The 26,129-nt window shown below is 71.5% G+C and carries 26 protein-coding genes, 1 tRNA gene and 1 pseudogene; 15 read left to right on the forward strand and 13 right to left on the reverse strand.

The window, feature by feature from the left end:
• Window positions 1-16: 16 nt before the first annotated feature.
• The 6 genes from AB4Y78_RS10940 to dusB all read right to left on the reverse strand — a co-directional run bounded on the left by AB4Y78_RS10940 (window position 17) and on the right by dusB (window position 6,240).
• Window positions 17-89, reverse strand: a tRNA-Asn gene (locus AB4Y78_RS10940).
• 64 nt (window positions 90-153) lie between these two features.
• Complete coding sequence (locus AB4Y78_RS10945) at window positions 154-1,152, reverse strand: isopenicillin N synthase family dioxygenase (protein WP_441714753.1); 999 nt, start codon at window positions 1,150-1,152, stop codon at window positions 154-156.
• 70 nt (window positions 1,153-1,222) lie between these two features.
• Window positions 1,223-1,735, reverse strand: coding sequence for a hypothetical protein (locus tag AB4Y78_RS10950; RefSeq protein WP_040880920.1), 513 nt, complete (start codon window positions 1,733-1,735; stop codon window positions 1,223-1,225).
• Window positions 1,735-3,660, reverse strand: coding sequence for a DNA primase (gene dnaG / locus AB4Y78_RS10955; RefSeq protein ID WP_441714751.1), 1,926 nt, complete (start codon window positions 3,658-3,660; stop codon window positions 1,735-1,737). Before dnaG ends, AB4Y78_RS10950 begins: the two co-directional genes overlap by 1 nt.
• 87 nt (window positions 3,661-3,747) lie before the next feature.
• Window positions 3,748-4,977: a deoxyguanosinetriphosphate triphosphohydrolase gene (locus AB4Y78_RS10960; protein ID WP_007926339.1), complete on the reverse strand. Its 1,230-nt coding sequence runs from the start codon at window positions 4,975-4,977 to the stop codon at window positions 3,748-3,750.
• A gap of 27 nt (window positions 4,978-5,004) precedes the next feature.
• Complete coding sequence (gene dusB / locus AB4Y78_RS10965) at window positions 5,005-6,240, reverse strand: tRNA dihydrouridine synthase DusB (protein WP_441737127.1); 1,236 nt, start codon at window positions 6,238-6,240, stop codon at window positions 5,005-5,007.
• Between the two features lie 49 nt (window positions 6,241-6,289).
• On the opposite strand from dusB, the gene AB4Y78_RS10970 reads away from it, so the two are divergent.
• Genes AB4Y78_RS10970 through AB4Y78_RS10980 form a run of 3 tightly spaced genes read left to right on the forward strand, consistent with a single transcriptional unit; the run spans window position 6,290 to window position 8,702 of the window.
• Entirely contained in the window at window positions 6,290-6,937 is a 648-nt protein-coding gene (locus AB4Y78_RS10970; RefSeq protein WP_441737130.1) for a DUF1648 domain-containing protein, read from the forward strand.
• Window positions 6,934-7,884 (forward strand): cation diffusion facilitator family transporter, encoded by a 951-nt coding sequence (locus AB4Y78_RS10975; protein WP_007926335.1) that lies wholly within the window; start codon window positions 6,934-6,936, stop codon window positions 7,882-7,884. The genes AB4Y78_RS10970 and AB4Y78_RS10975 overlap by 4 nt, the downstream gene beginning before the upstream one ends.
• A complete protein-coding gene (locus tag AB4Y78_RS10980) occupies window positions 7,881-8,702 on the forward strand; it encodes a sulfurtransferase (RefSeq protein WP_441714743.1) in 822 nt (273 codons plus the stop codon). Before AB4Y78_RS10975 ends, AB4Y78_RS10980 begins: the two co-directional genes overlap by 4 nt.
• 91 nt (window positions 8,703-8,793) lie before the next feature.
• Here the strand turns inward: AB4Y78_RS10980 and AB4Y78_RS10985 are convergent, their stop codons facing one another.
• Both AB4Y78_RS10985 and AB4Y78_RS10990 read right to left on the reverse strand, forming a co-directional pair.
• On the reverse strand, window positions 8,794-9,540 hold the full coding sequence (locus AB4Y78_RS10985; RefSeq protein ID WP_441714741.1) for an alpha/beta fold hydrolase: 747 nt from the start codon (window positions 9,538-9,540) through the stop codon (window positions 8,794-8,796).
• A 4-nt stretch (window positions 9,541-9,544) separates the two neighbouring features.
• Complete coding sequence (locus tag AB4Y78_RS10990) at window positions 9,545-10,951, reverse strand: glycine--tRNA ligase (RefSeq protein WP_282070817.1); 1,407 nt, start codon at window positions 10,949-10,951, stop codon at window positions 9,545-9,547.
• Between the two features lie 60 nt (window positions 10,952-11,011).
• On the opposite strand from AB4Y78_RS10990, the gene AB4Y78_RS10995 reads away from it, so the two are divergent.
• Genes AB4Y78_RS10995 through AB4Y78_RS11015 form a run of 5 tightly spaced genes read left to right on the forward strand, consistent with a single transcriptional unit; the run spans window position 11,012 to window position 14,492 of the window.
• Complete coding sequence (locus AB4Y78_RS10995; protein ID WP_040880987.1) at window positions 11,012-11,320, forward strand: DUF6703 family protein; 309 nt, start codon at window positions 11,012-11,014, stop codon at window positions 11,318-11,320.
• 43 nt (window positions 11,321-11,363) lie between these two features.
• Entirely contained in the window at window positions 11,364-12,311 is a 948-nt protein-coding gene (locus tag AB4Y78_RS11000) for a metal ABC transporter substrate-binding protein (protein ID WP_441714738.1), read from the forward strand.
• The gene (locus tag AB4Y78_RS11005) at window positions 12,308-13,105 is read left to right on the forward strand and encodes a metal ABC transporter ATP-binding protein (RefSeq protein WP_238148003.1); all 798 of its coding nucleotides are present in this window, start codon (window positions 12,308-12,310) and stop codon (window positions 13,103-13,105) included. Before AB4Y78_RS11000 ends, AB4Y78_RS11005 begins: the two co-directional genes overlap by 4 nt.
• Window positions 13,102-14,103 carry a metal ABC transporter permease gene (locus AB4Y78_RS11010; RefSeq protein ID WP_306514098.1) on the forward strand — a complete coding sequence of 334 codons (1,002 nt, stop codon included), beginning with the start codon at window positions 13,102-13,104 and terminating at the stop codon, window positions 14,101-14,103. The genes AB4Y78_RS11005 and AB4Y78_RS11010 overlap by 4 nt, the downstream gene beginning before the upstream one ends.
• Entirely contained in the window at window positions 14,100-14,492 is a 393-nt protein-coding gene (locus AB4Y78_RS11015; RefSeq protein ID WP_259909886.1) for a Fur family transcriptional regulator, read from the forward strand. Before AB4Y78_RS11010 ends, AB4Y78_RS11015 begins: the two co-directional genes overlap by 4 nt.
• On the opposite strand, the gene AB4Y78_RS11020 is transcribed toward AB4Y78_RS11015, so the two are convergent.
• From AB4Y78_RS11020 to recO, 3 genes are all read right to left on the reverse strand, one after another.
• The gene (locus tag AB4Y78_RS11020; protein WP_007926322.1) at window positions 14,489-15,451 is read right to left on the reverse strand and encodes a class II glutamine amidotransferase; all 963 of its coding nucleotides are present in this window, start codon (window positions 15,449-15,451) and stop codon (window positions 14,489-14,491) included. The two genes, AB4Y78_RS11015 and AB4Y78_RS11020, sit on opposite strands and share 4 nt — an antisense overlap.
• A 64-nt stretch (window positions 15,452-15,515) precedes the next feature.
• Window positions 15,516-16,301, reverse strand: a complete 786-nt coding sequence (locus tag AB4Y78_RS11025; protein WP_007926320.1) for an isoprenyl transferase — start codon at window positions 16,299-16,301, stop codon at window positions 15,516-15,518.
• Complete coding sequence (recO, locus tag AB4Y78_RS11030) at window positions 16,298-17,059, reverse strand: DNA repair protein RecO (RefSeq protein ID WP_441714733.1); 762 nt, start codon at window positions 17,057-17,059, stop codon at window positions 16,298-16,300. Before recO ends, AB4Y78_RS11025 begins: the two co-directional genes overlap by 4 nt.
• Window positions 17,060-17,157: 98 nt before the next feature.
• On the opposite strand from recO, the gene AB4Y78_RS11035 reads away from it, so the two are divergent.
• Window positions 17,158-17,781 (forward strand): alpha-ketoglutarate-dependent dioxygenase AlkB, encoded by a 624-nt coding sequence (locus tag AB4Y78_RS11035; RefSeq protein ID WP_441714731.1) that lies wholly within the window; start codon window positions 17,158-17,160, stop codon window positions 17,779-17,781.
• Window positions 17,782-18,233: 452 nt separating this feature from the next.
• On the opposite strand, the pseudogene AB4Y78_RS11040 reads toward AB4Y78_RS11035, so the two are convergent.
• Both AB4Y78_RS11040 and leuA read right to left on the reverse strand, forming a co-directional pair.
• Window positions 18,234-18,422, reverse strand: a pseudogene (locus AB4Y78_RS11040) (hypothetical protein); the annotation flags it as partial.
• 184 nt (window positions 18,423-18,606) lie between these two features.
• Window positions 18,607-20,346, reverse strand: coding sequence for a 2-isopropylmalate synthase (gene leuA, locus AB4Y78_RS11045; RefSeq protein WP_007926314.1), 1,740 nt, complete (start codon window positions 20,344-20,346; stop codon window positions 18,607-18,609).
• Window positions 20,347-20,593: 247 nt separating this feature from the next.
• Here leuA and AB4Y78_RS11050 point away from each other — a divergent pair, with 247 nt between their 5' ends.
• Genes AB4Y78_RS11050 through AB4Y78_RS11075 form a run of 6 tightly spaced genes read left to right on the forward strand, consistent with a single transcriptional unit; the run spans window position 20,594 to window position 26,110 of the window.
• A complete protein-coding gene (locus AB4Y78_RS11050) occupies window positions 20,594-21,679 on the forward strand; it encodes an MSMEG_0568 family radical SAM protein (protein ID WP_007926312.1) in 1,086 nt (361 codons plus the stop codon).
• Window positions 21,679-23,082, forward strand: coding sequence for an MSMEG_0567/sll0787 family protein (locus tag AB4Y78_RS11055; protein WP_441714727.1), 1,404 nt, complete (start codon window positions 21,679-21,681; stop codon window positions 23,080-23,082). The genes AB4Y78_RS11050 and AB4Y78_RS11055 overlap by 1 nt, the downstream gene beginning before the upstream one ends.
• A 32-nt stretch (window positions 23,083-23,114) precedes the next feature.
• Window positions 23,115-23,642 (forward strand): MSMEG_0572/Sll0783 family nitrogen starvation response protein, encoded by a 528-nt coding sequence (locus AB4Y78_RS11060; protein WP_007926309.1) that lies wholly within the window; start codon window positions 23,115-23,117, stop codon window positions 23,640-23,642.
• A 29-nt stretch (window positions 23,643-23,671) separates the two neighbouring features.
• Window positions 23,672-24,553 (forward strand): carbon-nitrogen hydrolase family protein, encoded by an 882-nt coding sequence (locus AB4Y78_RS11065; protein WP_259909894.1) that lies wholly within the window; start codon window positions 23,672-23,674, stop codon window positions 24,551-24,553.
• Window positions 24,546-24,860, forward strand: coding sequence for an MSMEG_0570 family nitrogen starvation response protein (locus tag AB4Y78_RS11070; RefSeq protein WP_007926305.1), 315 nt, complete (start codon window positions 24,546-24,548; stop codon window positions 24,858-24,860). The genes AB4Y78_RS11065 and AB4Y78_RS11070 overlap by 8 nt, the downstream gene beginning before the upstream one ends.
• On the forward strand, window positions 24,857-26,110 hold the full coding sequence (locus tag AB4Y78_RS11075) for an MSMEG_0569 family flavin-dependent oxidoreductase (protein WP_259909895.1): 1,254 nt from the start codon (window positions 24,857-24,859) through the stop codon (window positions 26,108-26,110). The genes AB4Y78_RS11070 and AB4Y78_RS11075 overlap by 4 nt, the downstream gene beginning before the upstream one ends.
• Window positions 26,111-26,129 lie beyond the last annotated feature (19 nt).

Genomic DNA, 26,129 nt, shown 5'->3' on the forward strand with positions numbered 1-26,129 from the left:
GGGCCTTCGTCTGGGGCTCCCCCACTTGGACTCGAACCAAGAACCCTCCGATTAACAGTCGAATGCTCTGCCAATTGAGCTATAGGGGATCGCGCCGAAGCGCTGCGCCACCATAGCAAGAAGGTGGCGCGGATACGAAAACGAGGGGGTCGATCAGCCCTCGCCCGCCAGCAGGTCGGCGTGGTGCCGGGCCGCGACGTCGGGGTGGGCCCGCAGCCGCGCCTTGAGCAGGTTGTCCCCGTAGCGCGCGGAGATGACGTTGGAGGCGTCCTGGGTGACCCCGCGAGCGCGCTCCGCGTACTCGGGACGAAGGGGGACGACCGGCACCTCGGCCGCGAGACCGGGGTTGAAGAAGAAGGGGATCGACAGCCGCTCGGTCCCGAGCGCGGGCGCGGTGACCCGGTGGGAGGTCGCCCGCAGGTAGCCGTCGGTCACCGCCTCCATGAGCTCGCCGATGTTGACGACGAAGCAGTCGTCGGTGGGCGGCACGTCGATCCACCCGTCGTCGGTCTGCACCTGCAGGCCGCCCTGGCCGGGCTCGATGAGGAGCAGGGTGAGGAAGCCGGGGTCCTTGTGGTCGCCGACGCCCTGGGAGGTCTCGACGGTGCCGGGATAGCGCACGATCTTCAGCAGCGTCGACGCGTCGTCGAAGGTCGCGTCGAAGTGGTCGGCGGGCGCGCCGAGCGCGAGCGCCCACTGCGACATCAGCCGGCGGCCGATGATGCCGAGCCGCTCGGTCCACGCCTCGGTGACGGTGCGCAGCTGCGGCAGCGCGGCGGGCCACTGGTTGGGCCCGTCGAGCCGCAGGTAGGGCGGGTCGACGACGGTCCGCTCGGGCATCTCGGGACCGATGTCGATCTGCTCGCGGTAGTCGACCTGCCCCTGGGTGAGCTCGCCGCCCAGCCGCGTCCATCCACGGAAGTGGGGGCTGTGGGTCATCTCGATCGCCCGCTTGTCCTCCTCCGGGAGGGCGAAGAAGGCCCGACCGATGTCGAAGAGCTCGTCGACGACCGCGCGGTCGATGCCGTGGCGCAGGTGGAAGAAGCCGACCTCGCGCGTCGCGACCCGCAGCTGCTCCCGGAATCGCTCCTGCGCCTCGGGACCTGCGTCGAGGTCGGCCAGGTCGAGGACGGGCAGGGCATCACGCGTCATGTCCCCACCATAGGAAGGGCACCCCCGGCGATCGAGACCCGGTCAGCCCTAGGACGGCCGGGCGCACCGGTCAGGCCTGCCGGCCCACCTGCTCCGCGAGCCGGTCGGCGACCGCCTCCGTCGCCGCGACGAGCTCCGGGTCGTCGGGGTCGCACCCGCGTCCGACGATCGTCTGGGCCAGCACCACGTCGGAGGCGAGGTCACGACGCAGCACGACCCGCGCGCGGCGGGTGCGGTCGAGAGCGACCTCCTCGACGAGGACGATGCTCGCCTGCACGCGCTCTCGGAAGAGGTCCGGCACTCCCCCGGGTCGGGTGAGGCGCCACCGACCGGCAGGCGATCCGTCGACCCAGGTGACGGACAGGACGTCGGTGTCGGGGTCCCAGCGGCCGCGGTCGACGAGGTGCCAGGGACGCCCTTCGTCGAGGTCTCCGCCGGGGACGACCAACCGCTGGGTCGTGATGACCACGACCTCCTCGTCGGCAGTCGCGGCCGTCGCGAGGACCCTCTCCCCCGCGAGCGTCGTCAGCCCCTCGGGCACGGGCACGGCCCGGGCTCGCGGCAGGCGGCTCCACAGGGCCATCACTGGACTTCTTCGCGCAGGGCGGCCCGCTCGCGCTCGAGGGACTGCAGGCTCAGCGACAGCTCGCGCAGCAACGCCTGGTCGGCCGTCGGGTCGGCGGCCAGGCGACGCATCTGCGCCATGCCGTCGGAGATGCGCCGGCCGACGGCGACCTCCCGCACGCGCACGAGGAGCGAGCGGGTGTAGTGCGGCGGCGGCATCCCCGTCGACGGGTCGTGCACCACCGGCAGCGGCGCGACCGACAGCTCGGCGACGAGCGAGGAGACGGCCAGTGGCGTCGCCTCGTCGATCCGCGCGTGCCACGCCGACAGGCTCTCGGACTCGCGCAGCGGCCCCACCTCGCGCACCGCGTCGAAGACCGCGCGGTGCGCCGGCGCGACGAAACCCTCGGGCTCGACGGCGTCGAGGTCCGCCGGGGTGAAGAGCGAGGGGTGCTGGAGCATCGACTGGAGCAGCTGGCGCTCGGCCATGACGATCGGGTCGCGCAGGTCCGGGCTCGGTACCCCGGAGGCGGCCTCCCCGGCCGTCGGCTCGGGTGACTCGACCTCGCCGTGGCGGGCCTCCCCCTTCGCCTCCTCACGCGCCTGGATGCGACCGGCGCGGCTCACCGCGTCGCGCATCTGCTCGACCTCGACGCCGACCCAGCCGGCGACGGTCCGGACGTACTCCGGCCGCAGGGAGGAGTCACGGATGCTGTTGATGATCGGGGCGACGGCACCCATGCCCCGCACCCGCCCCTCGGCGGTGTCGAGGTCGAAGCGCGCCAAGGTCGTGCGGACCGCGAACTCGAACATCGGGACGGCGTCGGCGACCAGCTCACGCACCGCGAGGTCCCCCTCGCGCAGCCGCAGGTCGCAGGGGTCCATGCCCTCCCGGGCCACGGCCACGAAGCTCTGGCTGGCCCACTTGTCGTCCTGGGCGTAGGCCTTCATCGCCGCCTTCTGCCCCGCGGCATCACCGTCGAAGGTGAAGACCACCTTGGCCGGGGCGAGGTCGGCCTCGTCACGGACGATCCGCCGGATGACCTTGATGTGGTCCTCGCCGAAGGCCGTGCCGCACGTCGCGACCGCCCCCTCGACCCCCGACAGGTGCGCCGCCATGACGTCGGTGTAGCCCTCGACGACGACGACCTGGCGCTCGTCACGGATCGCCTTCTTGGCCAGGTCGAGCCCGTAGAGGACGGTGGACTTCTTGTAGATCGGCGTCTCGGTCGTGTTGAGGTACTTCGCCGCGATGCGGTCGTTGTCCCACAGCCGGCGCGCGCCGAAGCCGATCGTGTCGCCGGTGATGTCGCGTATCGGCCAGATGAGCCGTCCGCGGAAGCGGTCGTAGAGCCCGCGCGAGCCACGACCGCACAGACCGCCGACGGTCAGCTCCTCGTCGGTGAACCCCTTGGCGCGCAGGTGCCGGGCGAGCTCCTCGCCACCGCGCGGTGCGTAGCCGATGCCGAAGAGCTTGGCCTCCGGCGAGGCGAAGCCCCGCTCGCGCAGGAAGTCGCGCCCGATGCGCGCCTCGGGCGTCTCGAGGAGACGGGAGTGGTAGTACTCCGCGGCCACGCGGTGGGCCTCGAGCAGCCGCGACCGCTTGCCGAGCCCGACGCCGTCACGGGGGCCGCCCCCTTCGTCGTAGCGCAGCTCCATGCCGAGCTTGCCGGCGAGCCGCTCGACGGCCTCGGCGAAGGTCAGGTGGTCGAGCTTTTGCACGAAGGAGATGACGTCGCCGCCCTCGCCACAGCCGAAGCAGTGGTAGGCACCGACGGTCTCGCGCACGGTGAAGCTCGGCGTCTTTTCGTCGTGGAAGGGGCACAGGCCCTTCATCGACCCGATGCCGGCGGGGCGCAGCGAGACGTGCTCACGGACGACATCGGTGATCGAGGAGCGCTCCTTGACCGCCTGCACGTCCTCCGCGCGGATCCGTCCCGCCACTGCTCACCTCACACGCTCGACCCGGGTGCCGTCGAGTCTAGGTGGCCCGTCCGACAGCAGCCGCCCCAGGCCGAGGGCGGCCGCTCGTCAGCAGTGGGCCGCGTGCAGGGCGAGCGCGCGCACGTCGGTCAGGCCGGCGACCTGGTCGACGACGACCCGCAGCCGAGCCGTGTCGTCCGCGGCGAGGGCCAGGTCCGCGCTGAGGTCGGCGTCGAGCCGGCCCTCGGGGTCGGCCGCGAACCACGAGACCAGGTCGGCGACGACGGCCCGCTGGTGGGCGTACTCGCCGTCGCGCTCGCCGGAGAACATGACGAAGTGGGCGGCCACCGCCTTGAGCACCGCCACCTCGGCCCGCGAGTCGTCCGGCACGACGAGTCGGGCGTCGTAGCGCCCGAGGTCCCCCGGGCCGTGGACGGCCCGCGTCGCCTGCTCGGCGGCGTGGACGAAACGACCGATGAGCCGCGAGGTCATGTCCTTGAGCGCTGCGAGGTCGACCCGCGACCCGTCGTGCCGCTCGGGGACCGCGCCGGTCGCGAGGATCCGCTCGAGACCCTCACCGACGGCGTCACGGCCGAGGTCGGCGGCGAAGTGCCGCACCGCGGTGTCGAGGACGTCGTCGGTGTCGGCCGCGTCGCGCAGCCGCCGCAGGTCGAGCCGCCTCGAGGCGACTGCATCCTCCACGTCGTGCACCGAGTAGGCGACGTCGTCGGACCAGTCCATGACATCGGCCTCGAGGCAGCGCACGAAGCCGCCGGGGCTCCCAGCACGCATCCAGTCGAAGACCGGCAGATCGTCCTCGTACACCCCGAACTTGGGGGTGGGCACGGGGCCACGACCGCGGCGCCACGGGTACTTGGTCGCCGCGTCGAGGCTGGCACGGGTGAGGTTGAGCCCGGCCGGGCGGCCGTCTGGGTGGACCCGCTTGGGCTCGAGGCGGGTGAGGATGCGCAGGGTCTGCGCATTGCCCTCGAAGCCGCCGATGTCGGCCGCGACCTCGTCGAGGGCCGTCTCGCCGTTGTGGCCGAAGGGAGGATGCCCCAGGTCGTGCGCGAGGCAGGCCACCTCGACGACGTCGGCGCGGCACCCCAGTGCGCCACCGAACTCCCGGCCGATCTGGGCCACCTCGAGGCTGTGTGTGAGTCGGTTGCGCACGAAGTCGTCGCTGCCCGGCCCCAGGACCTGGGTCTTCGCCGACAGGCGCCGCAGCGCAGCAGAGTGGATGAGGCGGCCGCGGTCCCGGGCGAAGTCGTCCCGGTCGGCGCGCTTGTGCACCGGGTCCTCGGAGACCCAACGCTCGCGATCGCTGAGGTTGCTCACGACTGTGAGCCTATGCGCACGTGGGGCTCAGCCGCCGTCGGCGACCGACTGCTCGGCGGCAGCGACCTGGGCGCGCTGGGCCTCGTCGAGGTCCTGCGAGGCCAGCCAGTTCTCCGGGAGCGCGACGACCCGGGAGGACCCGGCGCGACCACGCTGACCCTCCGCGGCGTCACCGGGCCACGGGCTGGACGCGTCCATCGTCTCGATGAGCCGGTCGAGGGCGGCGAGCGAGTCGACGAGCGCAAGCTGGTTGCGCACGGTCGAGCCGGCCGGGAAGCCCTTGAGGTACCACGCGATGTGCTTGCGGATGTCGCGGCAGGCGCGCAGCTCGTCGCCCCCGTAGAAGTCGGTGAGCAGCTCCGCGTGGCGTCGCAGGGTGGCGGTCACCTCGCCCAGGGTCGGGCGCACCCGCACCTGCGCACCGGCGAAGGCCGCGGACAGGTCGGCGAAGAGCCAGGGACGGCCGAGGCAGCCGCGACCGACGACGACGCCGTCGCAGCCGGTCTCCTCGACCATGCGCAGGGCGTCCTCGGCCGACCAGATGTCGCCGTTGCCGAGGACGGGCACCGACGTGACCGTCTCCTTGAGCAGCTTGATCGCCGACCAGTCGGCCTGCCCGGAGTAGGCCTGCGAGGCGGTACGGCCGTGCAGCGCGACGGCGGCGACGCCCTCCTCCACGGCGGCCGTCGCGGCCTCGAGGTAGGTGAGGTGCTCGTCGTCGATGCCCTTGCGCATCTTGACGGTGACGGGGACCTCCCCCTTCGCCCCCTCGGTGACCGCGGCGGAGACGATGGCCCGGAAGAGGTCGCGCTTCCACGGCAGGGCGGCGCCGCCGCCCTTGCGGGTCACCTTGGGCACCGGGCAGCCGAAGTTGAGGTCGATGTGGTCCGCGCGGTCCTCGGTGACGAGCATCCGCACGGCGGCGGCGGTCGTCGCCGGGTCGACGCTGTAGAGCTGCACGCTCCGCGGGCGCTCGTCCCCGTCGTGCTCGATGAGACGCATCGACTCGGGGGTGCGCTCGACGAGCGCGCGCGAGGTGACCATCTCGTTGACGTAGAGGCTGCTCGCGCCGGTGAGGCCGCTCGCGGCGAGTCCCGCGTCACCGGCTTCGCGGCACAGCCGGCGGAAGGCGCGGTTGGTGATGCCGGCCATCGGCGCGAGGACGACCGGCGAGTCGATGACGTGCCGGCCGATGCGAAGGGGAGGCAGCACGCGCTCCCCCGGAATCGCCGGGGTGGTCTGGGCAAGGGCGGAGGTCGTCATCGCACCTCCCAGTGTCGCACCGGCGGGGCCGGCAGGGACAATCGTGGTCATGGCTCCGATCACCCCCGGGTACCGCCCCGTCATCGGCTGGGCGCTGCTGTGCCTGGCCCTCGGAGTGGTCGCCGTCGTCGTCGCGGTTGCCCGGTTCGCGGACCTGCCGGACCCGTACCCGACCCACTTCGGGCTCGGTGGCCAGGCGGACCGGTTCTCCCCCAGGTCGCGGGGTGCGGTGCTCGGCCCCGTCGTCGTGGGGCAGCTGAGCGGACTGGTCGTCACCGCCATGACGCTCGCCCTCCCCGACCGGGCGGCCCGCCTGCGCACCCCGCTGGCCGCCCTCGGGTGCGCGATCGGTGGTGGCATCGCCCTGATGTCGATCCAGCAGTACCTCGCTGCCGATGGCACGCCCGCGGCGTGGGGCTTCTGGGCCTTCCTCGTCCTCGTCCTGGCCACCACGGTGTGGCTCGTCGTCGTCAGCCTGCGGGTCGCGCGCACGGAGCTCGCCGACTCCCCCGACCGGGACCACTGGCGACTCGGCGGTCTCGTGTACGTGAACGCCGAGGACCCCGACGTCTTCGTCAGCAAGGCCGTCGGCCCCGGCACGACGCTCAACCTCGGCCGACCGATGGGGTGGATCGTCCTGGCCCTGGTGCTCGCACCCGCAGTCCTCCTCGTCGTGCTCGTCGGGACCCTGACGTGAGCCCCACCCCGCGCACCCACCTGGAGAGGTACGCCTGGCTGTCCATCGCCGCTGCCCTCGCGACGATCACGATGAAGACCGGCGCCTGGTGGGTCACCGGCTCGGTCGGCCTGCTCGCCGACGCCGCCGAGTCGATCGTCAACCTCGTCGCGGCGGTCGCGGCGCTCGTCGCCCTGCGCGTCGCCGCCCGGGCGGCGGACGACAACCACCACTTCGGTCACAGCAAGGCGGAGTACTTCTCCGCGGCGATCGAGGGCGCGATGATCTTCGTCGCCGCCTCCTTCATCATCTGGCAGTCGATCGGGCGCCTGCTCGACCCGCAACCCGTGGAGCGGGCTGGCGTGGGTCTGGCGATCTCGGTCGTCGCCTCCGTCGTCAACGGCGCGGTGGCGTGGGTCCTGCTGCGTGCCGGCCGCCGTCACCGCTCGATCACCCTGCGGGCCGACGGCCAGCACCTGCTCACCGACGTGTGGACCTCCGTGGGCGTCGTCGTCGGCGTGCTCCTCGTCGTGCTCACCGGCCTCGACTGGCTCGACCCCGTCGTCGCGCTGCTCGTCGGGGCCAACATCATCTGGACCGGGTGGAGGCTCGTCTCCGAGTCCGGCCGCGGCCTCATGGACGAGGCGCTCGACCCGCAGGTCAACGCACGCATCGCCGATGCACTCGCCCGGCACCGCACCGACGAGGTCGACATCCACGGCCTGCGCACCCGGGGAGCCGGTCACCTCTCCTTCGCCGACATGCACGTCCTCGTCCCCGGCGCCTGGTCCGTGCGCCGCGCCCACGACACCGTCGAGGAGATCGAGCACGCACTCGCGGAGGAGTTCGACGACCTCACGGTGACGATCCACATCGAGCCGCGCGAGGACCCGCGCGCCTACGACGACTTCGGTGACTACGAGGTCCCGATCCAGACCCTGCCCCATGACCCCGAGGAGCCCGCATGACCGCCCTGATCAACGCCGCCGACCTGCTGCACGAGATCGACGACGAGGACCTCGTCGTCCTCGACGTCCAGTACACCCTGACCGGCGACGGTCCCCGTCTGTACACCGAGGGCCACCTGCCGGGCGCTCCCTTCGTCGACGTCGACACGGTCCTGGCCGGCCCCGCCGGCGAAGGGGGACGACACCCCCTGCCCGACGTGGCGACGCTGCAGGCCGGACTGCGCACGGCCGGCCTCGGCGACGACTCCCGCGTCGTCGTCTACGACCAAGGCACCTCCCTGGGCGCCGCTCGCGCCTGGTGGGTGCTGCGCTGGGCCGGCGTCGAGGACGTGCGCGTCCTCGACGGTGGTCTCGCGGCGTGGCGGGCAGCAGGTGGCCCGGTCGTCACCGAGCCGGTGGCTCCCGAGGAGGGCGAGATCCACCTCGAGGCCGACCACCTCGTCGAGCTCGACGCCGAGGACGCCGTCGCCACGGCCAAGCTCGGCGTGCTCGTCGACGCGCGCTCGCCGGAGCGGTACCGAGGCGAGACCGAGCCGATCGACCCGGTCGCCGGCCACATCCCCGGCGCGGTCAACGTCCCGATGAGCGACCTCGTCCAGCCCGACGGGCGGCTGCGGCCGGCCCGCGAGCTGCGCGAGCGGTTTGCCCGCGAGGGCATCGACGAGGTGACCGTCGTCGGCACGTACTGCGGCTCCGGCATCACCGCCGCCCACACCGCCCTGGCCCTGCACGAGGCGGGCGTCGACGCCGACGTCTACGTCGGCAGCTGGAGCGAGTGGATCACCGACCCGAGCCGCCCGGTGGCGACGGGCGCCTGATCCCGCCCTCCGCATTTCCCTAGGGAAATGCGCAGTGGCGACCGAAAGGGCCGCATTTCCCTAGGGAAATGCGGTCCTTTGGGGTGGCGACTCAGGCCGGCAGGCCGGAGACGAACTCTGCGATCGCCCGGGCCACGGGCAGCGGGTGGGTCATCGGCGCGAAGTGGGTGGCGCCGGGCACGTGGACGATCTCGAGGTCCTGCCGGAGGCGACGGGCCCTCCCTTCGCCGACCCGGAACTGGTCGAACTCGCCGTTGATCGCGAGGATCGGCACGTCGACGTGTGTCAGGGACCGCAGGTCGACACCGTCGATGACCGCGTCCCAGGCATCGGGGATCGCCTTGAGCCCGGGGCCCCGCTCGATCACGGCGGTCGCCGTGCGCGCGCCGATGATGCGGCGCAGGGAGGCCGCATCGGTCTCCCCCAGCCGGTCGGCACGACGCTCGTCCTCGAGCCCGGCGCGCAGCGCGCTGCCGAAGGCGCGGTAGATCCCGGCCAGGCGTGAGCTCGGCTGGGCCGTCGAGCCCATGAGCACGAGACCGGCGATGACCATGTGGTGCCGCGCGGCCCACTCCATCGCGACGTAGCCGCCGAGGCTGTGGCCGGCGACGACGACACGGTGCTGCGACGGGTCGAGGTCGGCGACTCCGGCGCCGACGACCTCGAGTGCCGCCTCCATCGTGAAGGGGACGTCGCTGCGGGTGCCGTGACCGGGCAGGTCGACGTGGTCGCAGACGATCCGCCCGAGCAGGGCCTCCTCGAGCGGGAGCCAGGCCGCCGCGTTGAGGCGGCTGCCGTGGACGAGGAGCAGCCGGATCGGCCGGGCCGACCCGCTCACGGGATCAGGACCCGAGCAGCTTGGGCGCGAGCCAGGCCTCGACCTGGTCGATCGAGACCCGCTCCTGGGCCATCGAGTCCCGCTCGCGGATCGTCACCGCGTTGTCCTCGAGGGTGTCGAAGTCGACGGTGATGCAGTACGGGGTGCCGATCTCGTCCTGACGGCGGTAGCGCTTGCCGATCGCCTGCGCGTCGTCGAAGTCGACATTCCAGTTCTTGCGCAGCTGGGCGGCGAGGTCGCGGGCCTTGGGCGAGAGGTCGGCATTGCGCGACAGGGGCAGCACGGCCGCCTTGACCGGCGCCAGCCGGTGGTCGAGCCGCAGGACGGTGCGCTTGTCCACCCCACCCTTGGCGTTGGGGGCCTCGTCCTCGGCGTAGGCGTCGACGAGGAAGGTCATGATCGAGCGGGAGAGGCCGGCCGCCGGCTCGATGACGTAGGGGGTGTAGCGCTCGTTGTTGGCCTGGTCGTAGAAGACGAGGTCGGTGCCCGAGTGCTTGCTGTGGCTCGTCAGGTCGAAGTCGGTGCGGTTGGCGATGCCCTCGAGCTCGCCCCACTCGCTGCCGGCGAAGTTGAAGCGGTACTCGATGTCGACGGTGCGCTTGGAGTAGTGGCTGAGCTTTTCTTGCGCGTGCTCGTAGTGGCGCAGGTTGTCGGGGTTGATGCCGAGGTCGGTGTACCAGCGGGTGCGCTCGTCGATCCAGTACTGGTGCCACTCCTCGTCCTCGCCCGGCTTGACGAAGAACTCCATCTCCATCTGCTCGAACTCACGGGTGCGGAAGATGAAGTTGCCCGGCGTGATCTCGTTGCGGAAGGACTTGCCCGTCTGCGCGATGCCGAAGGGCGGCTTCTTGCGCGAGGTCTGCAGGACGTTGTTGAAGTTGATGAAGATGCCCTGCGCGGTCTCGGGGCGCAGGTAGTGCAGCCCGGACTCGTCCTCGATGACGCCGAGGTAGGTCTTGAGCATCATGTTGAACTCGCGGGCCTCGGTCCACTGACCGCGGGTGCCGCAGTCGGGGCAGACGATCTCGCTCATGGGGATGCTGTCGGGGTCGACCTCCTCCCCCTTCTTCGCCGCCTTGTCGGCCACGGCCTCCTGGAGGTGGTCCTGGCGGTGCCGCTTGTGGCAGTTGAGGCACTCGGTCAGCGGGTCACTGAAGGTGCCGACGTGACCGGAGGCGACCCAGGTCTCACGCGGCAGGATGATCGAGGAGTCGAGACCGACGACGTCGTCGCGCCCGGTGACCATCGACTTCCACCACTGGCGCTTGATGTTTTCCTTCAGCTCGACGCCGAGGGGTCCATAGTCCCACGCGGAGCGCGTCCCGCCGTAGATCTCGCCGCAGGGGAAGACGAAGCCCCTGCGCTTGCACAGGTTGACGACGGTGTCCACGGTGGAGGTCTGCTTGGCCATGTGGGAGAGGTTATCCGCCGCGGTGGCGTGGGGCCGCATCGGCCCGCTTACCCTGTGGGGATGCCCAGCAGTCCCCAGCCCCGCCCCGAGCCCGTCGCGACCAACGCCGTCGAGCGGGCGAGCCTGCCCCTGACCCGTCTCATCGCGCGGCTGCCCCCGCTGGTCCCGATCGCCGTGGTCTTCCTCCTCGTGCTCGTCGGGTCCTTCCTCGGCCCCTGGGGCGCGATCCCGCTCGGCCTCGTCGTGCTCTTCCTCGTGTGGATGCTCGCGCTGAGCTGGCCCCGCCTCACCCGCAGCGAGGTGCTCATGCGGGTCGCCGTCATCGTGCTCGTCCTCGGCCTGACGGTCATCAAGATCTTCCCCCGCTGAGCGGGTTTGACAACGGTTCTCACCTTCACTGAGAATCGTTCTCATGAAGATGCGCCACCGCCTCCCGCTCCTCGTCTCCGCCGCGATCCTCGCCGTCACCGGCTGCGGTACCGGCGATGACGGGGGCAGCGGCAGTGACGGGCGCCTGTCCGTCGCGACGAGCTTCTACCCCCTCCAGCACGCGGCCGAGCAGGTCGGCGGCGAGCACGTCGAGGTCACCAACCTCACCAAGCCCGGCGCCGAGCCGCACGACCTCGAGCTGACCCCCAAGCAGGTCCTCGAGGCGACCAAGGCTGACGCCCTCGTCTACCTGGCGGACTTCCAGCCGTCGGTCGACGACGCCGCCGCCGAGGCCGGCGACAGCGCGATGGACGTCTCCCCCTTCGCCCGGCTCGACATCGAGAGCGACGAGCACGAGGAGCACGACCACGAGGAAGGCGAGGAGGGACACGCCGGACATGATCATGGCGGCACCGACCCGCACTTCTGGCTCGACCCGACGCGGTACGCCGACGTCGTCGACGCGATCGGCGAGCGCTTCGCCGAGGCCGACCCGGAGCACGCCGCGGACTACCGCGCCAACGCCGAGGCCTTCTCGAAGCAGCTGACGCAGCTCGACGAGGACCTGACCGAGGGCCTCCAGGACTGCACGAGCACCGACCTGGTGACGGGGCACTCGGCCTTCGCCTACTTCGCCGACCGCTACGGTTTGCACCAGGAGTCGGTGAGCGGGCTGACCCCCGGCGCCGACCCCAGCCCGACCGCGCTCGCCGACCTCATCCAGCACATCAAGGACGAGAAGATCACCACCGTGTACGCCGAGACGCTCGTGCCCCAGGACACCGCGGACACCATCGCCCGCGACACCGACGCCGAGGTCGCCGTCCTCGACCCGCTCGAGGGGCTGACCGATGCCTCCGCCGGCGACGACTACCTGTCGGTCATGCGCAGCAACCTCGCGACCGTCCAGCAGGGCCAGGGGTGCTCGTGACCGACCCCGCACCCGTCATCGAGCTCGAGGGCGCCGCCTTCGGCTACGACGACCGCACCATCGTCAGCGGTCTCGACCTCACCGTCCGTCGCGGTGAGGTCGTCGCCGTGCTCGGCCCCAACGGCGCCGGCAAGTCGACGCTCGTCAAGGGGCTGCTCGGCCTCTCCGACCTCCACGGCGGCCGGGCCCGGGTGCTCGGGCACGACATCGGCACCCCGGGCGCCCGCGCCGGCATCGGCTACGTGCCGCAGCGGCACACCCTCGCCTCGGCGGTGCGGGCCACGGCCGCCGAGATCGTCACCATGGGCCGCACCGTGCGCACCCCGTGGTGGGCGCCGTGGCGCATCCGCGACGGCGCGAGCCGCGAGACGGTGCGAGGGGCCCTGTCCGTCGTCGGCCTCGCCGACCTCGCCGACCACGACGTCGCCACGCTCTCCGGCGGCCAGCAGCGCCGCGTGCTCATCGCCCGCGCCATCGCGAGCCAGCCCGACGTCTTCCTCATGGACGAGCCGACCGCCGGCGTCGACCGCGGCCACCAGGCCGTGCTCGTCGCCGTGATGCGCCGCCTCGTCGAGCGCGGCGCGACCCTCGTCATCGTCACCCACGAGCTCGACGCCCTCGCCGACATCGTCACCCGCACCGTCGTCGTGCGCGGCGGCGGCATCCAGCAGGACTGCGCGCCGGCGCAGCTCGCCGCCGGCGAGCAAGCGCACACGCACCACTCCGACGAGGGGGCGGCACCCCCTTCGACCGTGCCGACGACGATCATCACGACGAAGGGGGGACCCCGGTGACCGACCTGCTCGCCCTGGAGTTCATGCGCAACTCGCTCATCGCAGCCCTGCTCGTCGGGGCATCGGCACCGCTCGTCGGGGTCTTCCTCGTCCAGCGCGGCATGTCGCTCATCGGTGACGGCATGGGGCACGTCGCCCTCGCCGGCGTCGGCATCGGGGTGCTCACGAGTACCTCCCCCGTGCTCACCGCCCTCGTCGTGGTCGTCGTCGCCGCCGTCGCCATCGAGGTGCTGCGCCACGTCGGGCGCACCGGGGGCGACCTCGCGCTCGCGGTGATGTTCTACGGCGGCCTGGCTGCCGGCGTCGTCATCATCGCCAAGGCACCCGAGGGGTCGGCGTCCAACCTGCAGGGCTACCTCTTCGGCGCGCTGACGACCGTCTCGCCGAGCGACCTCGTCCAGTTCGCCGTGCTCGCCGCCGTCGTCGTCGTCACGGTGCTCGTGCTGCGCGAGCGGCTCTTCGCCGTCGCCCAGGACGACGAGTACGCCCGCGCCTCCGGGCTGCCCGTGCTCGCGACCAACATCCTGCTCGCCGTGCTCACCGGTGTCACCGTCGTCATCTCGATGCGGGTCATCGGCCTGCTGCTCATCAGCGCGCTGATGATCCTGCCCAATGCGACCGGCCAGCAGCTCGGCCGATCCTTCCGCGGCGGTCTGGTGTGGGCGGTGCTCGTCGGCATGCTCACGAGCGTCGGCGGCGTCGTCACGAGCTTCTACGCCGACACCCCCTCCGGCGCGACGATCGTGCTGCTCGCCATCGCCGTCTTCGTCACCTCGGCCGCCGCCGGCGGGACCGTCCGCGCGCTCGCCCGGCGCCGGCACCGCACCGCCGAGGCGCACGAGCACGTGCACTGGGAGGAGTGCGGCCACGAGGTCGTCCTCCACGGAGACCACGTCGACTACCTGCACGACGGCCACCGGCACGCCCGCCACGGCGACCACTGGGACGAGCACGACCCCGACCACACCGACAGCGAGCTCGAAGGGAGCCACCGATGACCGACACCCGCACCCGCCGCCCCACCCGGCAGCGCACCGCGATCGAGGCCGACGTCGACCGGTCCGACGAGTTCCGCTCCGCCCAGGAGATCCATGCCAGCCTCGTCGCCGGCGGCGACAAGATCGGTCTGGCGACGGTCTACCGGACCCTGCAGGCCATGGTCGACGAGGAGGCGCTGGACTCCCTGCGCACCGACGACGGCGAGATCGTCTACCGCCGGTGCAGCACCGGGCACCACCACCACCTCGTCTGCCGCGACTGCGGCCGGACCGTCGAGGTCGAGGGTCCGGCCGTCGAGCGCTGGGCCGACAAGGTGAGCGCCGAGCACGGCTTCAGCGACGTGTCGCACACGCTCGAGCTCTTCGGCCGCTGCGGGGACTGCGGCTAGGGCGCCGGCGGCAGGCTCAGCTCGCGCACCGAGCGCGTGACGCGCCCCTCCTCCCTCGTGAGGAACATGATCGAGCCGTAGTCCAGCGGCAGCCAGTCCTCGCCGTCCTCGGTGAGGGGCTCGGAGGCGAAGATCGCCGCGGTGGCGTCGTCCTGCGTGCACTCCTCGAAGCCGTACGATCCCTCGGCCTGCTCGAAGTTGCGGCCGAGCAGCACGTACATCGGCTCCAGGAGCATGCCGAGGTCGAAGTCGTCGGTGCCCGCAGGTGCCGTGCGCAGCTCGCGCCAGTCGCCCGCCGGGTCCACCTCGCCGTGGTGCCCGAGACCCCAGTTGATCCCGATGATGCGCCCCGGCGAGACCAGGGCCATCTTGAGCTTGGTCAGGCCCGGCAGCTGCAGCGTCGACATCGCGTCGGCGACGAGCCGGACCAGCTGCTCGACGGCCCGCTGGACGTGCTCGTCGCTCTCGCCCTCGAGCAGGGACAGCAGCAGCACGGCGAGGAACTCGGTGTCCGTCGTGCCGCGCATCTGCGTGAGGTACTCGTCGCGGCAGTGCTCCAGCAGCTCGCGCTGCAGCACCTGCCAGCCCGGCAGATAGCCGTTCTGCGCGACGAGCCAGGGCGCCCCCTCGAAGAAGAAGGGGTGGCAGTTTTCGTCAGCCAGCACGACCTGGGAGTCGTAGGCCGCGGCCCGCACGTGCGCGAGCATGGTGTTGGCCAGGAGGCTCGGGATCAGGCTCGCCGCGTTGTCATCGTAGAAGGCCGCCATCGGCCGGCGGTAGATGAGGGGCTCGTCCGGCTTGAGTAGGTGGTCTCCCCACGCTCCGAAGCCCCAGCCCGCGAGTTGGAGCTCGGGGTGACGCTCCGGGTCGAGCGCCTGGTTGACCAGGCTGTTGTCCGGCGTGAGCAGCAGGCTCTCGAGCGGGATCTCCGGCCCGACGTAGGCAAGGACTCGGCACATGTGCGACCTCTCGGTGGTGGATCACCGTGCAGCGGTGCACGGGTCTCGTCACCCTAGGCGACCCTCAGGTGCCGTCCGTCGGCGCGTCCACCGCGCCGCCGTACCGGCGCTCGCGCCGGGCATACGTCTCGATGGCCTCCCACAGGTGCCGCCGGTCGTAGTCGGGCCACAGGGTGTCCTGGAAGACCATCTCGGCGTAGGCCGACTGCCACAGCAGGAAGTTGCTCGTGCGCTGCTCCCCCGAGCTGCGCAGGAAGAGGTCGACGTCGGGCATGGTCGGCTCGGTGAGGTAGCGCGCGATGGTGCGCTCGTCGATGCCCGAGCCCTTGAGCCGGCCCGCCTTGACGTCCTCGGCGATCCGCCGCACGCCGTCGGCGATCTCGGCGCGACCGCCGTAGTTGACGCAGAAGTACAGAGTCATCGCGTCGTTGTCCCGGGTCATCTCCTGGGCGATCTCGAGCTCCTTGATGACCGAGCTCCACAGCCGCGGGCGGCGGCCGACCCACCGCATGCGCACCCCCCAGGCGTGCAGCTGGTCGCGCCGGCGGCGGATGACGTCCCGGTTGAAGCCCATGAGGAAGCGCACTTCCTCGGGCGAGCGACGCCAGTTTTCCGTCGAGAAGGCGTAGGTCGAGAGGTGCTTGACCCCGATGTCGAGCGCGCCGGCGACGACGTCGAGCAGCGCCCCCTCACCGGCCTCGTGCCCCTTGGTCCGCGGCAGGCCGCGCTGGTTGGCCCACCGGCCGTTGCCGTCCATGACGATCGCGACGTGCCCGGGCACGAGATCGGCAGGCACGGGCGGGGGCGTCGCTCCGCTCGGGTGGGCGAAGGGGGTCTCGTAGCGGCTCATCCGGTCCTCTGCGCTGGGGTGGGGTGGGTGGGCGTGCGGTCGACGTGACGAAGGGAGAGCACCCCACGCTCGAGGTGCCACTGGAGGTACGCGGCGGTCAGGCCGGCGCCCTCGCGGCGGTGCCGCTGCTCGGAGCCGTCGGCGACGACCCAGTCGCCGACGAGCAGCGCGGCGAGGAGCTCGAGCGTCTCGGGGGCGGGCGCGGACGACCCGGGCACACGACAGCTGCGGCAGAGCACCCCGCCGTGCGCGACGTGGAAGGCGCGGTGCGGGCCCTCGTCGCCGCACTGGGCGCAGTCGTGGAAGCTCGGCGCCCAGCCCGCGATCGCGAGAGCGCGCAGCAGGTAGGCGTCGAGGACGAGCTCGGCCGCGTGGTCGCCCTGGGCGAGGGTCCGCAGCGCCCCGGCAAGCAGGCGGTACTGCTGCACGGACGGCTCGCGCTCCTCGGTGAGCCGGTCGGCGGTCTCGAGGATCGCGGTCGCTGCCGTCCACCGCGAGTAGTCCCGGGCCAGGGCATCACCCCACGGGTCGAGCGACTCGGTCTGGGTCACGGTGTCGAGGTTGCGCCCCTCGTAGCACTGGAGGTCGACGTGCATGCCCGGCTCGAGGCGGGCGCCGAACTTCGACTTCGTCCGACGCACCCCCTTGGCCACCGTGCGGATCTTGCCACGGCCCCGCGTGAGCACGGTGATGATCCGGTCGGCCTCACCCAGCTTGTGGGTGCGCAGCACGACTCCGGAGTCGCGGTAGAGGGGCATGGCTCCATTGTCTCCCTTCGCCCTGACAGCGCGCCGACCCCACGCCGCGCCCGTACAACCTGTCGAACATTTGTTCGACCCACTGCTATGGTCTGAACATGCAGGCGCTCCAGTCCTCGCTCTTCGACACAGCCGACTCCCCCACGCTCGGTGACCTCGCGCGGCGCCATCGGCGCTACCTCGACGGCACGGCGTGGGTCGACCTGCTGCCCGGGTGGGCGTGCGGCAGCGACGAGGTCCTCGACGCCCTGCTCCACGACGTCCCGTGGCGGGCCGAGCGCCGTCGGATGTACGACTCGGTCGTCGACGTCCCTCGTCTGACCTGCTTCTACGCCGCAGGCGAGAGCCTCCCCCACCCACTGCTCACCGACATGCGTGAGCAGCTCTCGGCGCACTACGCGACCGAGCTGGGTGAGCCCTTCGTCACAGCGGGGCTGTGCCTCTACCGCAACGGGCAGGACTCCGTCGCCTGGCACGGGGATCGCATCGGCCGCAGCCGCGAGCAGGACACGATGATCGCCATCGTCTCCCTCGGCTCCGCGCGGCACCTCTGCCTGCGGCCACGCGAGGGCGGGCCCTCGCAGCGGGTCGCGCTCGGCCACGGCGACCTCGTCGTCATGGGCGGCGCCTGCCAGCGCACCTGGGAGCACGCGGTACCCAAGACGAGCGCTCGGGTCGGGCCGAGGGTGTCGATCCAGTTCCGCGTCGCCGGGGTGCGCTGAGTCGGACCCCGTCGACGAGTCCGCGCAGGTCCGCGACGAGGTCGTCGGGCTGCTCGAGCGCCGCGACGTGGCCCCCGTGGTCGAGGTCGGTCCAGCGCACGATCGCGTTGCTCTGCTCGGCGCAGCGCCGGATCGAGATGTCCTCGGCCGCCACGAGCACCCCGGTCGGCACGCCCGAGGGGGCGAAGGCTGTGGGGTCGGCGAAAAGGCTCCCGTACTGCGCGTAGACGACGTCCGCCGCCGACGCCGCCGTGCGGGTGAGCCAGAAGAGCAGCACGCCGGCCAGGTGCCGGGCGCGGAGGTGCGGCTCCTCGAGCGGGGCCCCGTCGTGGGTCCACTCGACGACCTTGTCGACGATCCAGGCCAGTTGCCCGGCCGGCGAGTCCTCGAGCCCGTCGCTCGGAACGCACGTGGACGAAGTGGATGCGGGCGCCGTCGATGCGGATCGTCCACTGCGGCAGGCGGTTGAGGCCCGCAGCGACCCGGTGCGGGTCGAGTGCCGCCAGGTCGTCGCCCACCGCCTCGCCTCGGCGACGGGCACTCCCTTCGCCCGGCCGTGGCCGCCGGGCAGCTGCTGCGGCCAGCCGCTCACGCAGGTCGCGCACGGCGTCGTCGTCGATCTCGAGGGTGAAGCGGTCCATCGGTGGGTCCTCCCGTGGGGTGCTGGTGCGCACGACGCCAGGCAGGCATGCGGACACGATCTGTCACCGTCGCCGGCCCTCAGGAGTCACTCTCGACAAGAGAAACCCCAGCTTCGCAAGGGTTCGGGACCCTTGCGAAGCCGGGGTTCCTCGGGTGACCCGGAAACCGTGGGGCGGGTGGGCGTCAGACCTTCGCCGCGTCCCGCTCGGCGCGGTTGACCGCCGACAGGATCGCGCGCAGCGAGGCCTTGACGATCGAGTCGTGCAGGCCGACGCCCCACAGGACCCGTTCGCCGACGGCGCACTCCACGTAGGCGGCGGCGCGGGCGTCGCCACCGGCGGAGAGGGCATGCTCGGCGTAGTCGAGGACCCGCACGTCCACACCGAGGGGAGAAAGGGCGTCGAGGAAGGCGGCGATCGGGCCGTTGCCGCTGCCGGAGATCTCGACCTCCTGGCCGGCGTCGAGGATGTGCCCTTCGATGCGGTCCAGACCGGAGTCCTCACCGGTGAGCGTGGAGCGCACGGGCTGGAAGCGTCCCCAGCCGTCCTTGTCCTCGCTGTGCAGGTACTCGTCGTTGAAGACCTCCCACAGCGCGAGACCGCTCATCTCGCCGCCGTCGCTGTCGGTCTTGCGCTGGACGACGGCCGAGAACTCCATCTGCAGGCGACGCGGCAGGTCGAGGCCGTGCTCGGACTTCAGCAGGTAGGCGACGCCACCCTTGCCCGACTGGGAGTTGACGCGGACGACCGCCTCGTAGGACCTGCCGATGTCGTGCGGGTCGATGGGCAGGTAGGGCACGCCCCAGTCGATGCCGTTGACGTCGGTGCCGGCCTCCTTGGCCCGCACCTCCATGTCCTCGAAGCCCTTCTTGATCGCGTCCTGGTGCGAGCCGGAGAAGGCGGTGTAGACGAGGTCGCCACCCCACGGGTGCCGCGGGTGCACCGGGAGCTGGGTGCAGTGCTCGACGGTGCGCCGGATCTCGTCCATCTGCGAGAAGTCGACCTGCGGGTCGATGCCCTGACTGAAGAGGTTCATGCCCAGCGTCACCAGGTCGACGTTGCCGGTGCGCTCGCCGTTGCCGAAGAGGCAGCCCTCGATGCGGTCGGCGCCGGCGAGATAGCCGAGCTCGGCGGCCGCCACCCCTTCGCCGCGATCGTTGTGCGGGTGGAGCGACAGCACGACCGACTCGCGACGCTCGAGGTGACGGCTCATCCACTCGATGGAGTCGGCGTAGACGTTGGGCGTGGCCATCTCGACCGTCGCCGGCAGGTTGATGATCATCTTGTGGTCCGGCGTCGGGTCGATGATGTCGATGACCTCGTTGCAGATCCGCGCGGCGAAGTCGAGCTCGGTGCCCGTGTAGGACTCCGGCGAGTACTGGTAGTAGACGTCGGTGTCGGGGATGGTCTCCTCGAGCTTCTTGCACAGCCGCGCACCCTGCAGGGCGATGTCGACGATGCCGTCCTGGTCGGAGTTGAAGACCACGCGCCGCTGCAGGACGGACGTCGAGTTGTAGAAGTGGACGATCGCGGTCTTGCTGCCGGCGATGGCGTCGAAGGTCTTTTCGATGAGGTGGTCGCGGCACTGCGTGAGCACCTGGATCGTCACGTCATCGGGGATGTGCCCGCCGTCGATGAGCTGACGACAGAAGTTGTAGTCGGTCTCGCTCGCGCTCGGGAAGCCGACCTCGATCTCCTTGTAGCCCATCTTGACGAGCAGCTGGAACATCTGCAGCTTGCGGTCGGCGTCCATCGGGTCGATGAGAGCCTGGTTGCCGTCGCGCAGATCGACCGCGCACCAGCGCGGGGCCTGCGTCATGACCCGGTCGGGCCAGGTGCGGTCGGGAAGCTCGACGGAGATCTGGTCCTGAAAGGGGACGTACTTGCGCACCGGCATCGAGGTGGGCTGCTGGGGGTGGATCATGCTCTGTCCTTCGTCACGTGTGGTCTGTGCTGGTCGGCACCACGAACTCCGCGACGAGGTGGCCGTGTGTCAGGCCTCGCCGCGGCAGAGAAGGAGGAGGTTCGCCCGCATGCCCAGCACGATACTCCTCACCTCACGAGACCATGACGCCGGTCACCATGCGGACGAAACACGATCGTTTCACCCGGAAACAGTCCTGCATTCCGAGTGAAACCAGTCCGAAACGGGCCGACCGTGTACTTGCCGCATGGCCCCGAACCCGACACCGAACCCCGACCGCGTCTCCACCCGTGTCGACATCGCGATCCTCGGCGTCCGTAGCGACGCACCGGTCCGCCGTACGGGCGGTGCGGGCCCGAGCGATGACGGCCATTTTGCCATCGATGGCCTCGGAGCCGCACTCCGGCTCGACAGCAGCAGCCCCTACGTCGTCGATCCGGCCGGCCGTCTGACGCTTGACGGCGCGGACCTGGGCCTCGACATCTCCCCCGTCGCCCGCCCCCGCTTCTACGACCTGTCGACGGCGGACGGCGTCGCCTACGACAAGATCGGCAAGCTCCACGGCACCAACGTGCTCGCCACCACCGTCGTGCAGACGTGCGTGCGGTACGCGGAGAGCGAGCGCTGTCGCTTCTGCGCGATCGAGGCCTCCCTCGACGCCGGCTCGACGATCGCCGTCAAGACCCCGGCGATGCTCGCCGAGGTCGCCGAGGCGGCGGTCCGCCTCGACGGCGTGACGAGCATGGTGATGACCACCGGGACGTCGAACGGGTGGGACCGCGGAGCCAAGCACCTCGCCCGATGCGTCCGGGCGGTCAAGGACGCGGTGCCCTCGCTGGAGATCCAGGTCCAGTGCGAGCCACCCGCGGACCTGCAGGCGATCACCGACCTCTACGACGCTGGCGCCCGATCCATCGGCATCCACGTCGAGTCGATGGACGACGCCGTACGGTCCCGCTGGATGCCGGGCAAGTCACGCGTGACCATGGCCGAGTACCGCACGGCCTGGCGGGAGGCGGTCCGGGTCTTCGGCCGGAACCAGGTCTCGACCTACCTGCTCGTCGGGCTCGGGGAGGACCCGGACGAACTCGTCGACGGAGCACGGGAGCTCGTCGACATGGGCGTCTACCCCTTCGTCGTCCCCTTCCGCCCGCTCGCTGGGACCCTCGCGACCGACGTCGACCACGTCCCGGCCCCCGACCGACAGGTCGTCAACGACGTCACGGCCCGCGTGGCGACACTGCTGCGGGACGCCGGGATGCGCGGCGCCGACCAGCGAGCCGGGTGCGCCGCCTGCGGCGCCTGCAGCGCACTGCAGACGGCAGGTGCCTGATGCGGCTCGAGATCCCCTCGCTCATGGGCCCGACGGTGGCCCACGACACGCGAGCCTGGACCATCGGCCGTGCCGACCCCCGTGAGACGGCGGACTACCGGGCCCTGCGCCGCGAGGTCTTCGTCGCCGAGCAACGCGTCCTCGACGTCGACCACGACGATCTCGACGACGACCCGCGCACGATCGTCCTCGTCGCCCGCAGCGCAGACGGCCGAGTGCTCGGCGGCGTCAGGCTGGCCCCCGCCACTCCGGGGCGCGACATCGGCTGGTGGACGGGCAGCCGGCTCGTGGTCCGTCGGGACGCTCGCCAGTCCGGTGGCATCGGGCCCGCCCTCGTCCGCGAGGCCTGCGCCACCGCGCTGCGGATGGGCGTACTGCGCTTCGAGGCGACCGTCCAGGAGCCCAACGAGGTCCTCTTCCGCAGACTCGGGTGGACGGCCTGGGGGGCGACGCGCATCCAGGGCACGCCGCACGTGCGGATGCGCTGGCCCATCACCCGGATCCGCGACCTCGTGGCGGCCACCAAGAGCGAGCTGGGCTCTCTCGTCGGCGACCTGCAGCAGGACAGCCCGTTCGCCCTCGGCGGGGCCGAGTTCCTCGGCGACGACGGAGCCCCTGTCCCCGGCACCGACGTCGTCGCCGCCTGCGACGCGATCCTCCCGGCCCTCGTCGACCGGGACCCCGAGTGGGCTGGCTGGTGCGCCGTGCTCGTCAACGTCAACGACCTCGCCGCGATGGGCGCCTTGCCGGTCGGCCTCCTCGACGCGATCGGCGCACCCTCCCCCGAGATCGCCCGGCGGGTCGTCGGTGGCATCCGCAGCGCCGCCCAGGCGTGGGGTGTGCCCGTCCTGGGCGGCCACACCCAGATCGGTGTGCCCTCCGCGCTCACCGTCACCGCCCTCGGCCGGACGGACGCCCCGGTCCCCGGTGGTGGCGCGCACCGTGGGGACGACATCTCGCTCACCGTCGACCTGCACGGTCGCTGGCGTCCCGGATTCGAGGGCCGTCAGTGGGACAGCACCTCCACCCGCACCGGCGCCGACCTGCGCGCACTGGGGTCGCTCGTCGCGGGTGCTCGTCCCGCAGCGGCCAAGGACGTCAGCATGGCCGGCATCGTCGGCACGGCCGCGATGCTCGCCGAGGCGTCGGCCGTCGGGGCAACCCTCGAACCGGACTCGATCCCCGCACCGGACGGCGTCCCCTTCGGCGACTGGCTCACCTGCTTCCCCGGCTTCGCCATGCTCACCGCCGACCGCCCCGGGCAGGAGCGGATGACCTCCCCGATCGCGCGGACCGCGCGCATCGGCACCGCCACCGCCGAGCCCGGCGTGCGCCTCCTCTGGCCGGACGGCGTCGAGACCGACGCCGCCTGCCCCACAGCCACCGGGCTCCTGCCCGGTTGATCACCCACCGCACCCCCACGAAAGGCACCACCATGACCAACGACATCGACGCCCAGATCGCCGACAACATCGCCAAGTCGCTCGGCGAGATCCCCCACCCCGCCCTGCCCAAGGGCAGCAACGTGTACGGCTCGACGAAGATCTTCCCCGACTATCAGGCCGAGGACGGGGAGAGCTACTTCACCCTCATCCACGGGATCCCGCACGAGTCGTCGGTGAGCTTCGTCGCCGTCCTCCAGGCCACCCGCGCCCTGCGCAAGGGCTTCGAGTCCGCGATCTACCTCTACGGACCGGGCACCCTGGCGGCCACCGCGAACCGCGGGTTCCCGACCTCGGGTGACTCGGGCTTCCCGGGTGAGCTCAACATGAACGACTCGCTCGAGACCTTCATCAAGGAGGGCGGCACGGTCTACTGCTGTCGCTTCGGGCTCGCGCTCCACGGCATCCGCGAGGAGGACCTCATCGAGGGCGTCATCCCCGCGCACCCCCTGGACGTGCAGGACGCCCTCATCCACTACGCCCGCAAGGGCGCCATCATCAACTCCACCTACAACCTCTGAGGCCTGCGATGACCATCAAAGTCGCGTCCGTGTCCGCGAACTTCACCCGGGACCTGGAGCAGAACTACGCCCTCATCGCCCAGCTGCTCGACGACGCCCGCGCCGAGGAGGTCTCCTTCGTCGCCTTCCCCGAGGCCGCGATCGGCGGCTACCTCTCGTCGCTCGGCAACCACGGGGACACCCTGCAGACGACCAGCAGGTCCCTGCCGCCGGCGATCCGGCTGGACGGACCGGAGATCCGACGCGTGCAGGAGCTCGCGGGTGACATCGTGCTGACGATCGGCTTCTGCGAGCTCGCCGACGACGGGAGCACCCGCTACAACGCCGCGGTGTGTCTCGACGGCAGCACGATCTACGGCTCCTACCGCAAGGTGCACCAGCCGCTCGGCGAGAACATGTCGTACTCCGCGGGTGACAGCTACCACGCCTTCGACACCCCGGTCGGCCGCGTCGGCATGCAGATCTGCTACGACAAGGCCTTCCCCGAGGCCGCCCGCATGCTCGCCCTCGACGGTGCCGAGATCGTCGTGAGCATGTCCGCATGGCCCGCCGCCCGGACCGCGACGGCGGACAACCTGCAGGAGGACCGCTGGACCTACCGGTTCAACCAGTTCGACATCGCGCGTGCCCTGGACAATCAGGTCTTCTGGATGGCGTCGAACCAGTCCGGCACCTTCGGCTCGCTGCGCTACGTCGGCAACGCCAAGGTCGTCGACCCGGGCGGCAACATCCTCGCCACCACCCTGCTCGGGACCGGGCTGGCGATCGCGGAGATCGACGTCGACGCGACCTTCCGGACCATGCGTGCCGGGATGTTCCACCTGCGCGACCGGTGCCCGCACGTGTACGGCCCGGTGGCCGAGATCTCGGCGCCGCACGTCGACCGGTGGCGGGAGCTCGCCCATGCCTGAGATGACCTTCTCCGTGCGCTGGCCGGACGGCGCCGAGACCTCGCACTACTCCCCCAGCCTGGTGATGCACGACCACCTCGAGGCGGGTGCCCGGTACCCGCTTGCGGACTTCGTCGCCCGGACGGGCGCGGCCCTGGGCGAGGCCAGCGAGCGCGTGCGCGCGAAGTACGGCATGGCCTGCACCTCGGCCATGCAGTCGCAGCAGACGATCGCGGCCACGGCCGCCCACTACCCGGCCGACGTCCACCCGACGGCCGAGGTCGAGGTGCTCACCATGGAACCGCAGCTCGAGAGGACCGGATCATGATCCCGACCCCAGTCATCGCAGGTGACCACTACGACGCCGTCATCGTGGGAGGCGGGCAGGCCGGCCTCTCGCTCAGCCGCCACCTCGTCGAGAGGGGCATCCGGCACATCGTCATCGAGCGTGACGAGGTCGGCCACGAGTGGCGCGACGGACGGTGGGACGCCTTCACGCTCGTCACGCCGAACTGGCACTGCCGGCTCCCGGGATACGCGTACGACGGCCCGGACCCCGACGGGTTCATGACGCGCGACGAGGTCCACGCCTGGGTGCGGGCGTATGCCGACACCTTCGACGCCCCCGTCGCGCAGGGCGTCGAGGTCGTCCGGGTCGAGCAGCGACCGGAGGGCGGCTTCACCGTCGTCACCTCGGCCGGGGTGCTCACCGCCGACACCGTCACCTCCGCCACCGGTGGGTACCACGAGCCCGTGGTGCCCGACTGGGCGAAGGACGTCCCGGTGTCGGTCACGCAGGTGCACTCGCACGAGTACCGCAACGCGCGCCAGTTGCCGGAGGGGCCGGTGCTCGTCGTCGGCACCGGGCAGTCGGGCACCCAGATCGCCGAGGACCTGCACATCGAGGGCCGCAACGTGCATCTCGCCGTGGGCCGGGCACCCCGTGTCGCCCGGTTCTACCGGGGCAGGGACTGTATGACCTGGCTCGCCGAGATGGGCCTGTACGACGTGCCGGTCACGACGCGCGGCCTCACCAAGCGGGAGTCCACCAACCACTACGTCACGGGGCGCGACGGCGGCCGCGACATCGATCTGCGGCAGTTCGCCGTCGGCGGCATGGCGTTGCACGGCCGGGCGCTCGCGGTCGTCGACGGGGCAGTCCACTTCGACGACTCCCTGGCGAGCAACCTCGACCACGCCGACTCGGTCGCCGAGTCCATCAAGGACGACATCGACCGGTACATCGAGCGCGAAGGCATCGACGCCCCCGTGGAGGCACGCCACACCCCCGTGTGGCAACCACGGCCCGGGGGCAGCAGCCTGGACCTCCGCGACATCGGCAGCATCGTCTGGGCCGTCGGCTTCCGGGCGGACTGGGGCTGGCTCGGCGAGCTCGGCGTCCTCGACGAGGATGGCCACCCGAGGCACGAGCGCGGTGCCACGTCCGTGCCCGGCTTCCACTTCCTCGGGCTGCCGTGGCTCCACACATGGGGCTCCGGGCGGTTCCACGCGATCGCCCGCGACGCGGAGCACGTGGCATCGCTCGTCGCCGAGGGCGCGGCCGCCCGCGCGGCCTGACGCGTCCCTAGTCTGGGCC

The organism is Janibacter sp. RAF52, from assembly GCF_052114035.1.
Lineage (GTDB): Bacteria > Actinomycetota > Actinomycetes > Actinomycetales > Dermatophilaceae > Janibacter > Janibacter hoylei.